The sequence below is a fragment of the Agrococcus sp. DT81.2 genome (assembly GCF_049844935.1).
Lineage (GTDB): Bacteria > Actinomycetota > Actinomycetes > Actinomycetales > Microbacteriaceae > Agrococcus.
The window spans coordinates 281,933-295,936 of the sequence record NZ_JBNCLZ010000004.1; the positions used below are offsets into that span (position 1 = coordinate 281,933).

At 72.0% G+C, this 14,004-nt stretch carries 13 protein-coding genes and 3 tRNA genes; 6 read left to right on the forward strand and 10 right to left on the reverse strand.

All coding sequences use genetic code 11. The annotated features are described in order from the left end of the window. Positions 1-109 precede the first annotated feature (109 nt). Entirely contained in the window at positions 110-1,102 is a 993-nt protein-coding gene (gene tilS / locus ACLQ21_RS09980; protein ID WP_425663277.1) for a tRNA lysidine(34) synthetase TilS, read from the reverse strand. A 47-nt stretch (positions 1,103-1,149) separates the two neighbouring features. Between tilS and ACLQ21_RS09985 the strand changes: the two genes are divergently transcribed. Next, complete coding sequence (locus tag ACLQ21_RS09985; protein WP_425663279.1) at positions 1,150-1,695, forward strand: inorganic diphosphatase; 546 nt, start codon at positions 1,150-1,152, stop codon at positions 1,693-1,695. 57 nt (positions 1,696-1,752) lie between these two features. Here ACLQ21_RS09985 and ACLQ21_RS09990 read toward each other — a convergent pair whose 3' ends face one another. Continuing rightward, on the reverse strand, positions 1,753-3,168 hold the full coding sequence (locus ACLQ21_RS09990; RefSeq protein ID WP_425663281.1) for a peptidoglycan DD-metalloendopeptidase family protein: 1,416 nt from the start codon (positions 3,166-3,168) through the stop codon (positions 1,753-1,755). A 268-nt stretch (positions 3,169-3,436) separates the two neighbouring features. Between ACLQ21_RS09990 and ACLQ21_RS09995 the strand changes: the two genes are divergently transcribed. From ACLQ21_RS09995 to ACLQ21_RS10010, 4 genes are all read left to right on the forward strand, one after another. Then, positions 3,437-3,509, forward strand: a tRNA-Glu gene (locus ACLQ21_RS09995). A gap of 40 nt (positions 3,510-3,549) precedes the next feature. After that, a tRNA-Asp gene (locus tag ACLQ21_RS10000) sits at positions 3,550-3,627 on the forward strand. A 57-nt stretch (positions 3,628-3,684) separates the two neighbouring features. After that, a tRNA-Phe gene (locus tag ACLQ21_RS10005) sits at positions 3,685-3,760 on the forward strand. Positions 3,761-4,013: 253 nt separating this feature from the next. Further along, positions 4,014-4,934: a hypothetical protein gene (locus tag ACLQ21_RS10010; protein WP_425663283.1), complete on the forward strand. Its 921-nt coding sequence runs from the start codon at positions 4,014-4,016 to the stop codon at positions 4,932-4,934. 118 nt (positions 4,935-5,052) lie between these two features. Here the strand turns inward: ACLQ21_RS10010 and ACLQ21_RS10015 are convergent, their stop codons facing one another. After that, positions 5,053-5,793 carry an NAD(P)-binding domain-containing protein gene (locus ACLQ21_RS10015; RefSeq protein ID WP_425663285.1) on the reverse strand — a complete coding sequence of 247 codons (741 nt, stop codon included), beginning with the start codon at positions 5,791-5,793 and terminating at the stop codon, positions 5,053-5,055. 56 nt (positions 5,794-5,849) lie between these two features. On the opposite strand from ACLQ21_RS10015, the gene ACLQ21_RS10020 reads away from it, so the two are divergent. Further along, positions 5,850-6,329, forward strand: a complete 480-nt coding sequence (locus ACLQ21_RS10020; protein ID WP_425663287.1) for a hypothetical protein — start codon at positions 5,850-5,852, stop codon at positions 6,327-6,329. Positions 6,330-6,335: 6 nt separating this feature from the next. Here the strand turns inward: ACLQ21_RS10020 and ACLQ21_RS10025 are convergent, their stop codons facing one another. The 7 genes from ACLQ21_RS10025 to ACLQ21_RS10055 form a co-directional block, all read right to left on the reverse strand. Next, positions 6,336-6,779, reverse strand: a complete 444-nt coding sequence (locus ACLQ21_RS10025; RefSeq protein ID WP_425663289.1) for a pyridoxamine 5'-phosphate oxidase family protein — start codon at positions 6,777-6,779, stop codon at positions 6,336-6,338. A gap of 68 nt (positions 6,780-6,847) precedes the next feature. After that, positions 6,848-7,456, reverse strand: coding sequence for a 1-acyl-sn-glycerol-3-phosphate acyltransferase (locus ACLQ21_RS10030; protein WP_425663291.1), 609 nt, complete (start codon positions 7,454-7,456; stop codon positions 6,848-6,850). 23 nt (positions 7,457-7,479) lie between these two features. Further along, a complete protein-coding gene (locus tag ACLQ21_RS10035; protein ID WP_425663293.1) occupies positions 7,480-8,568 on the reverse strand; it encodes a fatty acid desaturase family protein in 1,089 nt (362 codons plus the stop codon). Positions 8,569-8,773: 205 nt separating this feature from the next. Then, positions 8,774-10,966: an acyl-CoA dehydrogenase gene (locus ACLQ21_RS10040; protein WP_425663295.1), complete on the reverse strand. Its 2,193-nt coding sequence runs from the start codon at positions 10,964-10,966 to the stop codon at positions 8,774-8,776. 171 nt (positions 10,967-11,137) lie between these two features. Beyond that, positions 11,138-12,085, reverse strand: a complete 948-nt coding sequence (locus ACLQ21_RS10045) for an acyl-CoA thioesterase (RefSeq protein ID WP_425663297.1) — start codon at positions 12,083-12,085, stop codon at positions 11,138-11,140. A gap of 87 nt (positions 12,086-12,172) precedes the next feature. Next, the gene (locus tag ACLQ21_RS10050) at positions 12,173-13,621 is read right to left on the reverse strand and encodes an amidohydrolase (protein WP_425663299.1); all 1,449 of its coding nucleotides are present in this window, start codon (positions 13,619-13,621) and stop codon (positions 12,173-12,175) included. A gap of 65 nt (positions 13,622-13,686) precedes the next feature. Beyond that, positions 13,687-13,860, reverse strand: a complete 174-nt coding sequence (locus tag ACLQ21_RS10055) for a hypothetical protein (protein WP_425663301.1) — start codon at positions 13,858-13,860, stop codon at positions 13,687-13,689. Positions 13,861-14,004 lie beyond the last annotated feature (144 nt).

Consider the following 14,004-nt stretch of genomic DNA (forward strand, 5'->3'; position numbering starts at 1 on the left):
GACCTCTCGTGACGGAGCGCGTGTTCATCCTGCATCCCGACATGTCCGCATCCGCGGGCCGGTCACAGCATCCGCATCACAATTCGGCAACGAACCGCGCCGGCTCCGCTCAAGCGGCGACGAAGACCAGCCTGCGGCCGTCGCGCGTCACGCGGATGCCGGGCAGGTGGATGGGGCCCTGGCCGTGCCAATCCGTCACGAGCCGCGACACCTCGAGCGTCTGCTGGCGCGAGAGCGCGACGTGGAACTCGCTCTGCACGGCGAGGCGGATGATGCGCTGCCGCAGGGCGGGCGGGTTGGCGCCAAGGCCGCCGACGTCGAGCGAGAGGCCGCCCTCCGCGTGCTCGACGAGGTCGAGGATCTGCTCCTGCGCGAAGTGGGCGAGCGCCTCGGCATCCTCCCGCAGCGTGTCGGCGGTGCGGGTGAGCGCGAGCGCGACGCCGCCGCCGAGCACCTCGTCGAGCATCGGCAGCACGCGGTGCCGCACGCGCACGCGCAGGAAGCGGTCGTCGTCGTTGTGCGGGTCGCTCCACGCGTCGAGCCCGAGGTCGCGGCACGCCTGGTGGGTGGTGGCGCGCCGCACCGGCAGCAGCGGGCGGCGCAGGAAGCCGATGCGCGGGTGCATCCCCCACAGGCTCTCGGAGCCAGAGCCGCGCGCGAGCCCGATGAGCACCGTCTCGGCCTGGTCGTCGAGCGTGTGGCCGAGCAGCACGGCGGAGGCGCCCTCCTCCTTGCGCGCCTGCAGCAGTGCCGCGTAGCGAGCCTGGCGCGCGGCGGCCTCGGGGCTGCCGTCGGGAGCGACCTTCACGGGCATCACGCGCACGGGGTCGAGGCCGAGCTCGCGCGCCTGCGCGGCAGCCCTCGCCGCGATGTCGGCGCTGCCCGGCTGCAGGCCGTGGTCGACGACCACGGCGCCGGCGCGCATCCCGGACCGCGGCGCCTCGAAGGCAGTGGCGGCGGCGAGGGCGAGCGAGTCGGGGCCGCCCGAGAGCGCCACGAGCACGAGGGCGCCTTCCGGGAGGTCGGCGATCGCCTCCCGCACGGCCCTGCGGACGTCGGCGACGGCAGGCGTCAGCCGCGGTCGACGGTCGCTTTCGGGCATGAAGTAACCTTATGCCGATTCCGCACCCCCACGAGAAGGAGCCGCTCTTGGCCACGTACGACGTCGTCATCGAGATCCCGAAGGGGAGCCGCAACAAGTACGAGGTCGACCACGAGACCGGACGCGTCTACCTCGACCGCGTGCTGTTCACGACCTTCGTCTACCCCACCGACTACGGCTTCTTCGAGGGCACCCTCGGCCTCGACGGCGACCCGGTCGACGCGCTCGTGCTGCTCGAGTACCCGGTGCCGCCGGGCGTCTTCGTGCGCGTGCGCCCGGTCGGCCAGCTCAACATGGAGGACGACGGCGGCATCGACACCAAGGTCATCTGCGTCCTCGACAAGGACCCGCGCTGGGCGCACATCCAAAACATCACGGATGTGCCGCAGCAGCTGCGCAACGAGATCGAGCACTTCTTCCTGCACTACAAGGACCTCGAGCCTGGCAAGTGGGCGAAGCTCGGCGACTGGGAGGGCGTGGACGCCGCCGAGGCGACCGTGCAGGCCGGCCTCGCGGCCTTCGACGCCGAGCACGGCGACCAGACGGGCGAGGGCGTCGAGAAGCCCGAGGGCGGCCGCGACGTCACGGCCTGATCCAGACATGCAGAAGGGGCGCACCGCGGGGTGCGCCCCTTCTGCATGTGGTGGCGGTCAGCGCAGGGAGACGCCGCGGGCGTTGAGGAACGGCTCCGGGTTGACGAGGTTGCCGCCCACTCGGATCTGGAAGTGCAGGTGGCAGCCGGTCGAGTACCCGGACGAGCCCTCATACGCCACGACCTGTCCGGCTCGCACGCGCTGACCGGGGGTCACGACTGCCGGCGCCGACATGTGCGCGAATTCGCTCTGCACGCCGCCACCGTGAGCGATGTAGAGGATGTTGGCGCCGTACGTGTCGCGACCGCGGAGCGTCACGGTGCCGTCGGCCGGAGCGTAGATCGGCGTGCCACAGCCCGCGGCGATGTCCACGCCGCCGTGCAGCTTCCGCCCCAACTGTCCGAGTGGATCGTTCCTCCAGCCGTAGCCAGAGGTGAACCGACCGTAGTGCGGCGTCTGCCACCCGCTGGAGGCGGGCGGCGCGACCGGGACCGACCCTCCGCCGCTGCTGCTGCCGGCGCCCCCCTGATTCCCAGCAGCGCTCGCCGCGGCGGCCGCAGCCGCTGCCTGACGCTGCTGCTCGGCGAGCCATCGCTGTCTGGCCTCCTCCGCCTCGCGGCGCTCGCGCTCGAGCCTGATGCGCTCCTGCTCGGCGAGCCACGCGCGGTGCGCCTGCCCCGCCGCGTAGTCCGCCTCGGTCGCGGCGCGATCCTGAACGAGCACCTCGAGCTGCGCCTCCAGCTCGACGCGGTAGTTCTGCTCGACCTCCACGGCGGCCTGCGCCGCGGCTGCCGCCGCCTGCGCCTCGGCGTACGCCGCATCCGCCTCTTCCTTGAGCTCGAGCAGCCGCTCTCGCGCGACGGCGGCCTGGTCCTGCATGGCCTGCGCGGTGTTGGCGTCCTGCTGCGCGCGCTCGTAGAGCGTGTCGGCGGTGCCCGCGGCGCGGTCCATGAGGTCGAGGCGGTAGAGCCAGGTGTCGGCGGAGCCGGGGTTGGCGAACAGCTCGGCGCTCATGTCGCCGGTGCCGCCCGAGCGGGCGAGCTCCGCTGCGAGCTGCCCTGCCGCGATCTGCGACTGCTGCGCGCGGCCGGTCGCCTCATCCGCCTGCTCCTGCAGGCGGTCGGCGACGGCGACCTGCTCGTCGTAGCTGCTCTGCGCCGCGATCGCCTCGGCGGCCTTCTGCTCCGAGACCGCCTGCGCGTTCGCGAGGTCGCTCTCCAGTTGGGCGATGAGGCCGCGGATCTGCTCGATCTGCTGGTTCTTCGCCGCCTCGTCGCCGCGCGCGGCCTCGACCTCGGCCCATGTCGGGAAGCCGTACTCGTCGACCTCTCCGGCGCTCGCGCTCGGCGCGCCTGGCACGAGCATGGCGAGCACCATGCCGGCGACGGCAGCCGAGGTGGCGAGGGCGTGGCGCAGACCGCGCCCGCGGGCGGGGGTCGCCTCGCTCGCGCCGGTCCGGTGGGGCCTCGCCATGTCGCTCCTGTTCGGCAGCACGCGGCTGCTCGTCAACATCGTGCCACCACGGTGCGCGGGCACAATGGGGGCAACGCTACCAAGATTCATGTTCCGAATGAAGGTTCGGTTCAGCGGATGTTAAGGCGGCGTGTCGCGAAACGGGCCTTCCCTGCAGCCGGACCGGCAACCGGAGGACGCTCTCGACCGCGCCGCGACGCGCCCGGTTTGCAACCAGCCTCCGCCGTGCTGTAACGTCATTCCCCGGTAGTCGTGTGCTCCGGCACATGGCCCCATCGTTTAGAGGCCTAGGACACCGCCCTTTCACGGCGGCAGCACGGGTTCGAATCCCGTTGGGGTCACTCAGTACGGATTCGTTCTGTACGATGGGTCTACCAGCATGGCCCTGTAGCGCAGTTTGGTTAGCGCGCCGCCCTGTCACGGCGGAGGTCGCGGGTTCAAGTCCCGTCAGGGTCGCCATTGCCTCGGCCCTCTCGAAAGAGAGGGCCTTGTGCAAGGGCTGGCTCCGGCCAGCCTGGCTCTGTAGCTCAGTTGGTAGAGCGCACGACTGAAAATCGTGAGGTCACGGGATCGACGCCCGTCGGAGCCACCATTCAGAAGCCCCCGCCGAGCGGGGGCTTCGTCGTTGGTGCGGCGATCCTGAGCGGTCGCTGGCCCGCCGTCAGCCGATCAGCGCTCGCAGCGTCGCGGCGTCCTCAACGCCGGCAGGCACGAACACGTCGGGTGGACGGCGACGAGCAGAGCGCGTCAATAGACTGATCCGGCGAAGTGCCTGATGAGCAGCTTCCGTTTCATCGTGTGACCCTGAGCCAGGATCGGGTCCCCCACACCCGAAAGAGGCACCCGTGTCCAGTCATGCCCACCTGCAGCAGAAGTCCACGAAGCGACTCGACAAGAAGCTGGTCACGTTTGGTCTGGCTGCCCTGATCCTCGCCGCCGTGGTTGGTGTCGCCCTGTGGTACTTCCTTGTGAAGGCTCCGCACGACAGCGCCGTGGCAGCGTTCGACGCCGAGCTGGTCGCGTATGACGACGCCTCCGCTGCGCTGACTGAGCGGACAGGTGACCTCGACGAATCGATCGCGAGCCTCCAGGCTGTGATCGATTCCGATGAACAGCCACTCGAACTTGAGCTGCTGGTGTCGGCCGGTGCAGCGATCGGGACCGCTCAGGGCGCACGCGAAGAAGCTCCCGCTGCACCGACCCGGCCGACCTCCACGTCCGAGATCGAGGTCGCTGCGGCTGAGATGCCCGCGCTCGTCACCACGATCGAGGGACTCGGCAGCTATGACGATGAGATCGCGGCGCTCGAAGCGTCGCGTGACACGCTTCAGAGAAGCATCGAGCAGCGTAAGCAGGTCACGAATCCGAGCGAGGCGTTCGTGATCGAGCGCATCCAGAGCCTTCCCGGGGTGGCCGGGGTGCAGGCTGTGACCGAAGACAACGATCCGAATGGGAACTTGAACAAGCAGGGCGGCTACACCGCGACGGTGTATCTGTCGTCCGCCCTCGTGGATCAGTCAGCTGTCATCGGAACGGACATCGTCGAGAAGGGCACTGAAGGCGGCGGCGCGGTCGAGGTCTACGAGACAGTCGATGAGGCAACAGCGCGAGATGAGTACCTCGCGCTGTTCGACGGTGGCATCCTCCGCTCGGGCTCCCACGTGGTCCTGGGCACCGTTGTCATCCGCACGTCAGACAACCTGACTGCCACCCAGCAGCGGGAGCTCGAGAGCGCGATTCACGACGCGCTCATCCGGATCGACTGATCGAGAACGAGCACGTTCCTGAGGCTGCACTCGCAGGAGCCGCTACTCGCTAGTCAAGAGCTGGCGCGCGTCGTCCGCCCACCGTGGTTCCGGTGACCACGGGCGCCGGTCCGGAGGTTCAGCCGATCAGCGCTCGCAGCGTCGCGGCGTCCTCGTTCGCGCCGAACGCCGGGTAGCCGGGCTGCAGCCGCAGCCCGTCGGCGAGCGAGTCGAGGATCACGGGGTCGAAGCCGAAGTCGTCGACGAGCCCCGCGACGACCTCGACGTCGGCGCGGGTGTCCCCCGCGACCGCGATCGCGCGGCGCTGCGGGTTGCCGACAGGCCGCGGCCAGTCGGCGAGGTCGTGGTAGCCCATGTGGTTGAACGCCTTCACGACGCGCGACGCCGGCAGGAACTCCTGCACGATCACGCTCGTCGGTCGCGACGGGTCCCCGAACTCGTCGCGGATGCCGTCGGTCTCCCACCAGTAGTTCATGGCATCGACGACGAGCTTGCCGGCGAGCGCGTCGACCGGCAGCCGGGTGTGCTGCCCGAGCGGCAGGGCGAGGATGACGACGTCGGCACCGGCAGCCGCATCCGCTGCCGTCATCGCCTCGGCGCCCGGGGCCATGTACTCGGCGATCAGCCGGATGCGCTCGGGGATGCCGGAGGCCGCGATGAGCGTGCGGTGCCCGGCCGCCATCGAGAGCCGTGCAAGTGCGGTGCCGACCTTGCCGGCGCCCAGGATGCCGACCGTCAGCGTCGCGCCGTCTGGCTGCTCGAGCGTGCTCGTGCTGAATTCGGCCGGCTGCGTCATGCGGATGCTCCCCCTGCTGCGGCCGCGGAGGTCGCGGCCCGCCACCATGATCCAACGCGCCACGCCGCATCCCGCATTCCCGGTCGGCGACGTCTTCGCGCTGCGCCTAGCCTGGGGCTATGCGGTACACGTGGGACGACGGCGCGGTGTCGCTCGACGGCGAGCCGGTCGCCCGCACCGGCGAGGCCTTCTGGAGCCGCACTCCGGCGCTCGAGGTGGATGGCGAGGCGTGGGTGTTCCGCATCGACCCGGACGGGATGCGGGCCGAGCAGTCCGACGGCCGCACGATCGTCATGGAGCGCGGGGCGCCGTGGCGGGCGCGCTCCCGCATGGCAGGACCGAGCGGCCACGTCGAGCTGAACCGCAGCACGAGCTGGTGGCTCGGCAAGCTGCACTTCGACGTCGAACGGGATGGCGCGGTCATCGGCGAGGTCGCGCCGGTGGGTCCGTGGCGCTACCGGCCGGCCCTCGAGCTGCGTGAGCCGCTCACGCATGCCGAGGCGGTCTTCCTGCTGTGGGTGGCGTACCGCATCGACGGCAGCCGTCCCGTGCGCACGCTCAGCGGCGCGCCGAGCGCGTCGAGCCCCGGCGGCGCCTGAGCCGCGTCAGTCGCTCGAGTCGACGGCGGCCTCGGCCGACGCGTCGGGCTCGGGCTGGCGGTGGAAGCGACGGCCGGAGACGCGGGCCAGGTCGATGCGCACGTACTCCCGCTTCACCGTCGGGATGAGCGGGTGGATCGGCAGCCGCTCGGCCGCGGCGATCTCGTCGCTCGACTCGAGGTGCCGCGCGGTGCCGTGCCCGATGACGCTCCACGCCTCGCGCACGCCGATGTGGTCGATCTCGAAGACCACGTCGTCGGCGAGCAGCACGCCCGCGAGCTTCGTCCCCGGCGCCGTGCGGAACGTGATCGAGCGACCCTCGGCGTGGTAGTTGACCGGGAACACCTCGAGCACGTCGCCGACCCGGAACGCGATGCGTCCGAACTCGAAGGCTGCGAGGAGCTTGAGGCACTCGGCCTCGCTGATCTCGTGCACGGGGCTCTGGTCCATGGCCTCATGCTCGCACCGGCGAGCGGCGCGCGCCAGCGCGGCGTGGCGCGGCCGGCGTCGCCCCTGCGTCAGGGCAGGCGGCGCTCCTCGGCGAGCCGGGCGGCGAGGCCCGCCTCGTCGGCGAGCCGCGGCTCGGTCGTGCGCTCGGCGTTGATGCCGACCTTGCCCGAGTAGAAGGCGCGGATGCGATCCATGTCGGCGGGCACGTCGCCCGTCATGGCGATGGTGGGGCCGAGACCGGCGGTGCCGGTGACGCGGTCGACCCAGCCGAGCGTGACCGGCAGGCCGGACTCGAGCGCGATCCGGTAGAAGCCGCTCTTCCACTGCGACGAGCTGCGCGTGCCGTCCGGGGTGACGACGATCGCCGCGTGCGGGTCGTCGCGCACGAGGTCGACGATGCGACCCACGAGCCCGGCGGGGTCGTCACGGTCGACGGGGATGCCGCCCAGCCAGTGCATGAGCCGCCCGAGCGGGCCCTCGAACAGCTCACGCTTGCCCAGCCAGCGCACGGGGAGTCGCGCATCCCACGAGATCGCGAGCATGATCACGAAGTCGCGGTTGGAGGTGTGCGGCGCGCCGATGAGCAGCCGCGGCCCGTCGTAGGGCGGCTGCTCGCGCACGAGCCGCCACGGGCTCAGCCGCCAGTGGAGGGCGGCGAGCGCGTGGCGGATCGGCATCCGGGAACGGGTGCCGGCTCTGCTCACCGGCGCGCGTCCAGCATCGGGCAGTCGAACGGGTCGCGGGCGGCGAGGCCCACGCGGTTCAGGTACCGGATGACGGATGCGTAGGCGCCGACCAGGTCGGTCTCGGTGTACGGGATGTTGTGGGTCGCGCAGTGCGCCCGCACGATCTCGCTCGCCGCGCGCAGGTGCGGGCGGGCCATGTTCGGGAACAGGTGGTGCTCCACCTGGTAGTTGAGGCCGCCCATGAGCGTGCTCATGCCCCAGCCGCGGATGTTGCGGGAGGTGCGCACCTGCTTGGTGAAGAAGTCGAGCTTCGCGTCGCGGCTGACCGTCGGCATGCCCTTGTGGTTGGGCGCGAAGGACGCGCCCATGCCGATGCCGAAGACGGCGAGCTGCACGCCGAGGAAGGCGAGCGCCATGAGCGGCGGCATGACGAGCAGCAGGAAGGTGATGAGCACGGCGAAGCGGAGCGCGATGAGCCCCAGCTCGAGCCAGCGGCCGACGACCGGGCGGCGCTCGAGCAGCGTCATGATCGATCGCACGTGCAGGTTCGCGCCCTCGAAGGTGAGCAGCGGGAAGAACAGCCAGCCCTGGCGCTGCGTGACCCAGCGCTGGAGGCCGCGGGCCTTCTTGGCGTCGCTCGGCAGGAACGAGATCGTGTCGATGTCGATGTCCGGGTCGCGGCCGATCTGGTTCGGGTTCGCGTGGTGGCGGGAGTGCTTCGTCATCCACCACTGGTGGCTGATGCCGACCACACCGGCGGCGAGGATGCGCCCGAGGCGGTCGTTCGCTGGGCCCGACTTCAGCACCTGACGGTGCGACGCCTCGTGGGCGATGAAGGCGATCTGGGTGAGCACGATGCCGAGGCCCGCCGCGATGAGCAGCTGGAACCAGCTGTCGCCGAGCAGGAAGGACCCGACGAGCAGGCCGACGAGGGCGACGCCGAGGACGGCCATGACGCCGACGTAGAAGCCGACACGGCGCTCGAGGAGGCCTGCGTCGCGCACGGCCTTCGCGACGACCCGGAAGTCGGCGCGCTCAGCGCGCGTCGCCTGCTCGCTCGCGGGGATCGTGGAGCGCAGCGCCCCGGCGGTCATCGTGGTCATGTGGGCCCCTCTCGGGCTCTGCGGCGACTTCCCAGCCGGTGCGGGTCAGGAGCCTCCATGCTCCGAACCCCGGATGCTCACAGCGTATGCCGTACGCAATGCCGCATGCTGAATACGACCTATGGGTCGCGGATGGATGCCCTGACCGACGAGAGCACGACGAAGGGGAGGCCCGTGCGGGCCTCCCCTCTGTCGTTCCGCGCGCTCAGCGCGCGTCGACCACCTCGTCCGCCGTCTCGTCCACCGGACCGAGGTCGTGGTCCATCGCCACGACGTCCTCGGGCGGCAGCGGCGCAGCACCGGCGTCGGCGACCCGCTCGCCGCCCGCCGCGACGCGCGCCTGCTTCTCGGGCATCGGCAGCTCGCCGGCTGCGCGCAGCGCGTCGTAGTAGGCGATCGCCTCTGCCTGGCGCTCCGCCTCGGCGCCGGTGGCGATCTTCGCGCGCAGGTGCGCGTCGCCCAGCCCGAAGGCCGCCACGAGGTCGAGCGCGTGCGGGCGCAGCTTCTGCAGCAGCCGCTCGATGGTCGAGGTGACGGCCTTCGAGCGGGCACCCGAGAGTCGGCCGTTCTCGAGGTGCCACGCGGCGTGCTCCTCGATCACGGTCAGCGCGAACAGGTCGCGCACGTGCGTCATGACCTTCTTCGTCGCCTCGGGCATCCGCTCGACCGCCTCGTCGAGCGAGTTGTACTGCTGCAGCTCGACCCACGCGCGCGCTGCCTCGATGAGCTCGTGCTGCTCGGCGTTGAACGCGGCCGCCGCCTTCTCCTGGTCGCGCGGCGCGTGGCGCAGCCGGCCGGCGATCTCGGCGACCATCGTCTCGACCCGGTCCTCGAGCATGTCGCGCTGGAAGTCGCGGTCGCGGATGGCGACGGATGCGTTCTGCACGCGACGCAGGTCGCGCACGTCCTGCCCGAGCGTGCGCAGGCCGACGAGCGCGGTCGCGCGGTCGAAGAACTGGTCGGCGGCGAAGCGAGCGATGTCGGCCTTCGACGCGCCCTTGAACTGCTTCGCGAAGTCGCCGAGCAGCCGCTTGCCCACGAGCTGTAGCAGCACGGTGTTGTCGCCCTCGAACGTCGCGTAGACGTCGAGGTCGGCGCGCAGCTGCACGAGCCGGTTCTCGCCGAGGAAGCCGGCGCCGCCGCAGGCCTCGCGGGCCTCCTGGAGGGTGTCGAGCGCCTGCCACGTGGAGAGCGACTTGAGCCCAGCGGCGAGCGTCTCGAGGTCCTCGCGCTCCTCCGGGGTGTCGGTGCGGCCCGAGAAGACGCCGTCGAACTTCGTCAGCAGGATCGCGTGCGCGTAGGTCTGGGCGTACGCCTTCGCGAGCCGCGTGAAGAGGCGGCGCTGGTGCCTGCGATAGTCGAGCAGCACCTCCTCCTGCGCGTCGCTCGACGCGTTGAACTGCCGGCGCTCGCTGCCGTAGCGGATCGCGATCGCGAGCGCCGCCTGCTGCGCGATGACGGCGGCGCCGTCGAGCGAGACGCGGCCCTGCACGAGGGTGCCGAGCATGGTGAAGAAGCGGCGGCCCGGGCTCTCGATGGGGCTCGAGTAGGTGCCGTCGGGCGCGACGTCGCCGTAGCGGTTGAGCAGGTTCGTGCGCGGGACCCGCACGTGCGTGAAGTGCAGGCGGCCGTTGTCGATGCCGTTGAGCCCGCCCTTGTAGCCGTCGTCCTCGCCGCCGATGCCGGGCAGGAAGGCGCCCGACTCATCGCGCAGCGGCACGTAGAACGCGTGCACGCCGTGGTCGACGCCGTTCGTGATCAGCTTCGCGAAGACGACCGCGTCGCGGCCGTGCAGCGCGGCGTTGCCGAGGTAGTCCTTCCACGCGCCGCGGAAGGGCGTGTGGAGGTCGAACTCCTGCGCCTCGGCGTCGTACGTGGCGGTCGTCCCGATCGAGGCGACGTCGGAGCCGTGACCGGTCTCGGTCATGGCGAACGCGCCGGGGATGTCGAACCGCATGATCGGCGGCAGGAAGGTGTCGTGGTGGTGCTCGGTGCCGAGATGCAGCACCGCGGCGCCGAACAGCCCGTACTGCACGCCCGACTTGATCTGCAGGCTCGGGTCGGCGAGCACGAGCTCCTCGAAGCCGGCGATGTTGCCGCCGTGGTCGTCGCTGCCGCCCAGGCGGGTCGGGAACGCGCGGAGCACCGCCCCGTCCTCCGCGAGGGCGTGCATCTGTCCGAGCACCCGCTCACGGTGGTCGGCCATGGTGAGGTCGTCGACGCGCTGGTACTTGGGATCTGCGGCCTTCTGCCTCGCGGCGAGGCGGCGCTCGGCCCAGGTGCCCAGCAGGTCGCGGCCGAGCCACTCGACGTCGACCTTGCCGAGCTGGCGCGGTCGCTCCTCGGTGCGCGCGCGCTGGCGACGGTCGAGGCGGGCGGATGCGGTGCGGTCGGCCATGGTTCCCCCTTCGGGACGGATGCGCCCCCACGCTAGGCGCGTGCAGAAGGGTCCGCACGGGGCTTGGTCACGACCGCAAGCGGGCGCCGCGGCCGCCCAATGGGCCTTGTGCCGCATCCACAACAGCCCGGGGATTCCGCTGTCGGATGCGGCACCTCCGGACCGCGGCCGTCAGGAGCGGCGCGGCACCGGCAGCGGCGGCAGCTCCGCGCGCTCGCCGACGATCTCGCGCACCTGCGCGTCAGCGGCGCGGTCGGCCTCCGAGCGCAGCTCGAGCTGCGGCAGCGAGATCGCATCGCCGTCGTCGCCGCGCACGACGTAGACCGACATGCACTGGGTGGCGACCTCGAGCTCGCCCGTGCGGGGGTCGCCCGTGCGGGTGCGCGCCAGGATGTGCATGGAGTGCGGGCCGGTGTGGAGCAGCCGCGTCTCGATCTCGACGACGTGCCCGATGTGGATGGGGCGGTAGAAGTGGATGCCGCCGGTGTAGACCGCGACCGGGTCGGCGCCCGAGTAGCCGGCGGCGCACGCGGTCGCGGTCTCGTCGATCCAGCGCATGACGATGCCGCCGTGCGCGTTGCCGCCCCAGTTGACGTCGGTGGGGTTCGCGAGGAACCGGAACGTCTCGGCGGGCGTCGTCATCTCGGGCGAGAACGCGATCGCGGTGTGCAGGTCGTGGATGCGCTTGCGCGCCTCGATGCGCTCCTCGCTGCCGCGGGCGAGCAGCTCGTCGTCGCTCGTGCGCGGCCGCCACGGCGGCACTTCCTTGCTCTTGCCGCGCTCGTCGACGGCGACGAAGACGAGCAGGCAGTCGAGTGCGACCTCGAACTCGCCGGTGCGCGGGTCGGCCGCCTCGACGGTGACGAAGACATGCATGCTCGTGCGGCCCGTGTGGGTGATGCGGGCGGTCGCCTCGATGAGGCTGCCGGGCCGGATGGGCGCCGTGTAGTGCACGTTGCCGACGTAGGCGGTGACGCAGTACGAGCCGGAGTAGCCGGCCGCGCACGCGAAGCCGGCCTTGTCGATCCACTCGAGCACCCGGCCCGCCTGCACCGTGCCGCCGTCGTGGGCGGCGTCCGTGGGTGCCGCCAAGAACCGCAGGGTGATCCGATCGCGCATCGAGTGCTCCTTCGCCTGCGCCGATCCTCCCACTGCTCGGATGCCTGGCTCACGCCCCGATGCAGGGCTCAGTCTTGGACGCCCAGCTCAGGCCTCGAAGACCGTCTCGCCCTCGATCATCGTCATGGCGACCGGCATCGCGCGCAGCGCCGCGGCCACCGCGTGCGGGTCGTCGCCGGTGGGCAGCGGCGCGCCGAGCACGGCGAGGTCGGCGCGCTCCCCCGGCGCGATGCGCGTGCGGGCCGAGACCTCGATCGCCTGCTCGAGCGTGATCGCCTCCTCCGGCTGCCACGGCGCCTCGTCGCCGCGCGTGCGGGTCACGGCGGTCGCGATCGCGAGCCAGGGGTCGAGGGGCGTGACGGGCGCGTCGGAGCCGAGCACGACGGCGACGCCCGCGTCGAGCAGGCTGCGCACCCGGAAGGCGTCGCGGCTGCGATCGGCCCACAGCGCGGCGGTAAGCGCTCGGTCGTCGAGCGCGTGCTCGGGCTGGATCGACGCGACGATGCCGAGCCGCGCCATCCGCGGGATGTCGACGCCGGCGACGAGCTGCGCGTGCTCGATGCGGCCACCGCGGCCCGCTCGCTCGAAGGCGTCGATCGCGGCCGTGACGGCGGCGTCGCCGATCGCGTGGATCGTCGCGTCGAGCCCGAGCTCGCCCGCGCGCGCGAGCAGCCGGTCGAGGTCGGCGTCGTCGACGTTGCGCACGCCGGTCGTCGCGCCCTCGTCGCTCTGCCAGCCGTACGGATGCGCCGTCCACGCCGTGCGGGTGCCGAGCGAGCCGTCCGAGATCACCTTGAGGCGCCCGACGCGGGCGCGGTGCGCGATGGGATCCCCCGTGCGGATGCCGCGCTCGGCGGCGAGCTCGAGGTGGTGCCGGTAGATGCCCGCCTCGACGCGCGTCGGCGTCGCTCGGCCAGCACGCATCCATGCCCCGACCGCGTCGTCGAACTCGAGGTCGACGACGCCCACGACGCCGCGCGCGGCGGCCGCGGCGAGGGCGTCGACGACGTGACGGTCGAGCGCGTCGGGATCGAGCATCCCCTCGACGGCGCTGAGCGCCTCGAACGCCGCCTCTTCGCGCAGCAGCGGCTCGGCGAGCTCGACGCCCAGCCGGCGCAGCATCGCGGAGTTGGGCCAGGAGCAGTGGACGTCGCTCGAGACGATGAGCGTCGGCACCTCGCCGGTGGCCGCGTCGAGCTGCTCGCGAGTGGGGGCCGTGGGCCACAGCCCGTCGCGCATGCCCACGAGCACGAGCGGCTCGGTGCCGCGGTGCGCTGCGGCAGCGCCAGCCGCCATCGCGGCCGCGACGTCGGCCGTCTCGGCGTCGAGCACGCTCTGGCGGGTGCGGTGGCGCGCCCACTGACCCATGTGCGTGTGCTCGTCCCAGAGCCCGGGGATGACCGTCGCGCCCCCGAGATCCCGGCGGTCGCCGACCGCCGGCGTCGAGCCGGCGGAGCTCACCCGCTCGATCTCACCGTCGACGATGTCGATGTCGGTCAGGGATCCGTCGAGCAGGCGGGCGTTCGCGAGGCGCATGCCTCCATTGTGGGCCGCGCTCCGGCCCCCGGATGACGCGGCGGGCCCCGGTCGACGCGGTGGGATCAGTGCGCGGGCGAGCGGCGGCGCGCGGCGCGCGCGAGGTCGATGCGCGTGCGGGGGGTGCGCTGCCGCAGCAGCGAGACGATCGTGCCGATCGCGCCGAGGGCGCCGATCGTCGCGAGGAACGTGATCCACGTGCCGTCCAGCGGGACGTTGCTGAGCCAGGTGCCGTCCATGCTGGCATTGTGCGCTTGCCGGTGCGCAACCGCCAGGGGTCAGGTGCGCTTCCGCGACCCGGCGAGGGGGGGGGGGGGGGGGGGGGGCCGGCCCCGCACCCCCGCTGCGGGGGCGGGCTGCGCGGCCCCGCCGCCCCGCCCGCC

Excerpts from the sequence above, each read along its gene's own strand:
- tilS (WP_425663277.1), bottom strand. The coding sequence starts at position 1,102 with ATGCCCGAAAGCGACCGTCGACCGCGGCTGACGCCTGCCGTCGCCGAC.
- ACLQ21_RS09990 (WP_425663281.1), bottom strand. The coding sequence starts at position 3,168 with ATGGCGAGGCCCCACCGGACCGGCGCGAGCGAGGCGACCCCCGCCCGC.
- ACLQ21_RS10020 (WP_425663287.1), top strand. The coding sequence starts at position 5,850 with ATGCGGTACACGTGGGACGACGGCGCGGTGTCGCTCGACGGCGAGCCG.
- ACLQ21_RS10025 (WP_425663289.1), bottom strand. The coding sequence starts at position 6,779 with ATGGACCAGAGCCCCGTGCACGAGATCAGCGAGGCCGAGTGCCTCAAG.
- ACLQ21_RS10030 (WP_425663291.1), bottom strand. The coding sequence starts at position 7,456 with ATGCCGATCCGCCACGCGCTCGCCGCCCTCCACTGGCGGCTGAGCCCG.
- ACLQ21_RS10035 (WP_425663293.1), bottom strand. The coding sequence starts at position 8,568 with ATGACCACGATGACCGCCGGGGCGCTGCGCTCCACGATCCCCGCGAGC.
- ACLQ21_RS10040 (WP_425663295.1), bottom strand. The coding sequence starts at position 10,966 with ATGGCCGACCGCACCGCATCCGCCCGCCTCGACCGTCGCCAGCGCGCG.
- ACLQ21_RS10045 (WP_425663297.1), bottom strand. The coding sequence starts at position 12,085 with ATGCGCGATCGGATCACCCTGCGGTTCTTGGCGGCACCCACGGACGCC.
- ACLQ21_RS10050 (WP_425663299.1), bottom strand. The coding sequence starts at position 13,621 with ATGCGCCTCGCGAACGCCCGCCTGCTCGACGGATCCCTGACCGACATC.
- ACLQ21_RS10055 (WP_425663301.1), bottom strand. The coding sequence starts at position 13,860 with ATGGACGGCACCTGGCTCAGCAACGTCCCGCTGGACGGCACGTGGATC.